We start from the raw sequence: 2,601 nt of genomic DNA, 5'->3' as shown, positions 1-2,601 counted from the left end.
TATCATGCCTGATGAAAAGGATCTCATCAAGGCAAAACTCATTCAATACAGTGATAAAGTCGATCTGATCCTGACAACAGGAGGCACAGGGCTTTCCCCGAGAGATGTTACGCCTGAAGCGACTCTTAAGGTCATTGACAGAGAGGTCCCGGGCATTGCCGAGGCGATGCGTGCAGCAGGATTGAAGAAAACCAACCGGGCGATGCTTTCCCGGGCGGTCGCAGGAGTTCGGGGCAGGGCTTTGATCATCAATCTGCCCGGAAGTCCGAAAGCCGTACAGGAAAACCTCGAAGTTATTCTCGATGTCATCCCCCATGCAATAGAAAAGATTCAGGGAGATACATCAGAATGCGCGAGTTGACCAATATAATTCCTATAAATCTGCAAAGGATCTGAATCCGCGAAAGTGCCCTGTCTGCCGCGAAATATTTTTCTGTATGAAAATATGAGTTACAATATATAAATGAAAGATGTATCCTATCCGCTGGCGTTTCTTGCAGGGCTGCTCTCTTTTCTGTCTCCCTGTGTTCTTCCGCTTTTGCCTTCCTATGTATCTTTCATAACAGGACTGTCATTCAAAGACCTTACGGTAAGGCTGGACAGGAGAGCGGTCAGGTATCTCACCATAACCAATTCCCTTGCCTTCATCGCGGGGTTCTCATTTGTCTTTATATCCCTTGGTGTTTCGTCTTCAGTGCTGGGAAGTTTATTGTTCCGGTATGTTGACTATATCAGGATAGCGGGCGGAATCCTTGTTATCATCTTCGGCCTTTTCATTTCGGGGATTATCAACCCCGAGCTGTTCATGAAGGAGAAACGGATCCATCTGACCGGCAAACCTGCAGGGTATTTCGGGACCTTTCTTGTCGGAATGACCTTTGCGGCAGGCTGGAGTCCCTGTGTGGGACCCTATCTCGGGACCATACTACTGTATGCAGGTTCAAAAGGCTCTATGATCTATGGCCTGAAGCTGTTGACCGTTTATTCTCTCGGGCTGGGTCTGCCTTTCCTGCTGTCGGCGCTCGCCATAAACACCTTTCTCAGCTACGCCCCGAAGATTTCAACCTATATGCGGACCATCAAGATAGTCAGCGGTGTGATACTCATCATCTTTGGGTTTATTCTTCTGACGGACCGGATCAAATACCTTGCGCCTTTCCTGCCTGATTTCGGGATAAAGTTTTAAACAACAGCAAAGAAAAAACCTGCGGGTTGCCACAGGGTTTTTTCTTTGCTGACCGGTATGCTTTATGAACAGCCTTTATCAGATCTTCTTTTTTACAGCCTTTACTTTCTTGGCAACAGTTTTCTTGACGGTCTTAACAGTCTTGGCAACGTCTTTCTTGACGGCCTTTACTTTCTTGGCAACATCTTTCTTAACGGCCTTCACTTTCTTGGCGACATCCTTCTTAACGGCCTTTGTCTTTTTCGTTACCTTTTTCGTGATTTCCTTCTTTGTCACATGTCCCTCCTTGGATATCTGTTCACCGCGAAAAGATTGAAAATCTTTTTCTGAAAACGTGAGACATGTTACCATACCATACTGATGCTGTCAATTTTTTTGACGACAGAAATAAGCTGTCGAATGCGGCAATCGCTCATCCAGAAAGGATTACAGGATATGTGCCGACAGATCATCAGTGCATAAATTGACTATTGGGATCAGGCCTGTAACGGACTCTTTCGACCTATCCCATATTTGATTTTCAGGGAGAGCTTCCTTTCTATGATTGCTTCATGTATAATTTTACAGAATGAAAGTTGGATCAGGAGAGATGGCCTGAAATGCAAATCTTCCTGATGAAGAAGAAAAGTTATAAAATCTGAGTAATGTTTTGAATCGCTTTACCGTTGTTTGGAAGTGTTTCTGTATAGTTTCTCAAACAAATACTTAAAAGGAGGTCAACATGACAAAAGCAGAGCTGGTAGAAAAAATGGCAAAGGATGCCGACATCTCGAAGGCAGCAGCAGGAAAGGCGCTTGATTCCCTGATTGATGCAATCGTCAAAACCGTGAAGAAGGGCAACAAGGTTGCATTGGTCGGTTTCGGTACTTTCGCAGTATCGAAAAGGAAAGCACGGACAGGCCGCAATCCGCAGACAGGAGCGACCATCAAGATTGCTGCACGGAAAGTCCCCCGGTTCTCAGCCGGTAAGGCATTTAAAGACGCAGTAAAATAGTTTTATTCCGATAAGAAGAGAGGAAGCCTCTGCTGACAAGGCAGAGGCTTCTTTGTTTCAGGCGTGAGAGATTAAGCAATATACCTTTCAATAATCTCCATCGCCCGTTCAACTGCTCCCGCGTTTTTATTGAATAATCCCCGGGCTTTTGCTCCGATCTTTTTTGCCTTTACCGGTGAAAGCAGAAGGTCTTTTATCCTTGAATAAAGCTCCTCTTCCTTAGCCTCAAGAGCAGCGTTTTCCCGGTAGAATTCCTGAACAAAAGGAAAATTTTCCATATGCGGACCGCAGATAATCGGTTTGCTCCAGTATGCAGCTTCAAGTGGATTCTGGCCGCCCAGGCCCCTAAAACTCTTCCCGATGATTGCAATATCAGATATGCCGTAAACAGAAGCCAGTTCCCCCACGGTATCAAGGAGAA

Annotated in this window: 5 protein-coding genes; 3 read left to right on the top strand and 2 right to left on the bottom strand. The window is 45.6% G+C overall.

Annotation, left to right across the window (positions count from 1 at the left end; all coding sequences use genetic code 11):
• On the top strand, positions 1 to 361 hold a 361-nt coding region (locus tag WC490_08260; protein MFA5098591.1), incomplete at its 5' end, for a MogA/MoaB family molybdenum cofactor biosynthesis protein.
• 102 nt (positions 362 to 463) lie between these two features.
• Entirely contained in the window at positions 464 to 1,186 is a 723-nt protein-coding gene (locus tag WC490_08255; protein MFA5098590.1) for a cytochrome c biogenesis protein CcdA, read from the top strand.
• A 78-nt stretch (positions 1,187 to 1,264) separates the two neighbouring features.
• Here the strand turns inward: WC490_08255 and WC490_08250 are convergent, their stop codons facing one another.
• The gene (locus tag WC490_08250) at positions 1,265 to 1,462 is read right to left on the bottom strand and encodes a hypothetical protein (protein ID MFA5098589.1); all 198 of its coding nucleotides are present in this window, start codon (positions 1,460 to 1,462) and stop codon (positions 1,265 to 1,267) included.
• A gap of 445 nt (positions 1,463 to 1,907) precedes the next feature.
• On the opposite strand from WC490_08250, the gene WC490_08245 reads away from it, so the two are divergent.
• A complete protein-coding gene (locus WC490_08245; protein MFA5098588.1) occupies positions 1,908 to 2,180 on the top strand; it encodes an HU family DNA-binding protein in 273 nt (90 codons plus the stop codon).
• 71 nt (positions 2,181 to 2,251) lie between these two features.
• On the opposite strand, the gene WC490_08240 is transcribed toward WC490_08245, so the two are convergent.
• Positions 2,252 to 2,587: a hypothetical protein gene (locus tag WC490_08240; protein ID MFA5098587.1), complete on the bottom strand. Its 336-nt coding sequence runs from the start codon at positions 2,585 to 2,587 to the stop codon at positions 2,252 to 2,254.
• Between the last annotated feature and the right edge of the window lie 14 nt (positions 2,588 to 2,601).

The organism is Candidatus Margulisiibacteriota bacterium (assembly GCA_041650635.1).
Classification (GTDB): domain Bacteria; phylum Margulisbacteria; class WOR-1; order JAKLHX01; family JBAZKV01; genus JBAZKV01.
This window is presented reverse-complemented; position numbering and strand designations above follow the sequence as displayed.